Source organism: Mesorhizobium vachelliae (assembly GCF_033977325.1).
GTDB classification, from domain to species: Bacteria; Pseudomonadota; Alphaproteobacteria; order Rhizobiales; family Rhizobiaceae; genus Mesorhizobium; species Mesorhizobium vachelliae.
Map to the genome: position 1 here is coordinate 1 of NZ_JAVIIR010000069.1, position 1,190 is coordinate 1,190.

At 62.4% G+C, this 1,190-nt stretch carries 1 protein-coding gene; it reads right to left on the reverse strand.

The genetic code is table 11. From position 1 onward, the window contains the following. Positions 1 to 184 precede the first annotated feature (184 nt). Positions 185 to 796, reverse strand: coding sequence for a C48 family peptidase (locus tag RFM41_RS34045; protein ID WP_320224066.1), 612 nt, complete (start codon positions 794 to 796; stop codon positions 185 to 187). Positions 797 to 1,190 lie beyond the last annotated feature (394 nt).

The following is a 1,190-nucleotide window of genomic DNA, read 5'->3' on the forward strand; positions in this document are numbered from 1 at the left end:
CGCCGCTCGTCCATGTCCGTCATGTTCCACCTCCGATCCAGGCCAGAGCGCGCATGCCGACCGGCTGGCTGGCCGATTCGCAAGCGGAGGCATGTCATCGTCGCTCCCTCGGTCAGGGCCCCGCATAAGGAGTGCTGATGTCGCCCAGTTCCGCTCCAGCCAGCTCTATCAGCAGCCACCCCAGTCAGCGCCTCAGTCGGGTTTGCAGTGCCAGCCGATCGACAACGAGGTTGTCGAGGTGCAGCACGCCTGACCGTCCTCTTTGCGCCAGGCCCCTAACCAATGCCCGCGTCCCGTCCAGCACAAAGACACCGCAATCATAGCCGTTGCTCTGCTGGGTCATGCGGGCTAGCTCCAGACGAGCGCCCAGCCGTTGTGCGAGCAGTGCTGCAGGCCCGTCGTTGTATCCCACGGCGGAATCGTAATGATAGGCAGCCGGCCTTGCCCGTTCGCGACGATCAACGAGCAGCAGCGACCAATGGCTGCCGCGGCGATTGGGATCCGAAGCACTGGCATCGCTCACTGGCAGGAACAGGAAGTCGGCTGTGTCATTACCATCGTGATCATGGACAATGTGCTGGAAGGCGCGCGTGGCCACGCTCTGGGAGCCCAAGCGCAGATGATAGTGGGCTATGAGCGGATCCACGAGCCGCGTCCGGGAGGCGAGATCCGGATTGTCCCGCTGCAGATCCTGAATCAGAAGCATGTAATCCGCCGCGATATGCTCGTCGCTCAGCCAATCCCTGGCGCCGAGCTCTAGCCCACCGTGGCCGTGGAACGAGGCTGTCTGATTCAACGCCGCTATCTGAGCATCCGCCGATGTGCTCGGAAACGCCGGTGCATAGTGAGCATCGTCACGCAACTCGTGCGGGGTGGAGGGCAAATCAACCAGAGGGTCAAGACCGCGGTAGATGTCTGATGACGGAGACCTCGCAGACGAGGGGAGGGAGGGCAAATCAACCAGAGGGTCAAGACCGCGGTAGATGTCTGAGGACGGAGACCTCGCAGACGAGGGCGTGGAGGGCAAATCAACCAGAGGGTCAAGACCGCGGTAGATGTCTGAGGACGGAGACCTCGCAGACGAGGGCGTGGAGGACTGCATCTGCGTGGTGAGCCAATCCCAAGCCCCCTCGAACGGAGTATGCGGAGCTGAGGAAAACTCTTGAAACGAGCTGGCCTGCTGGGCGCCT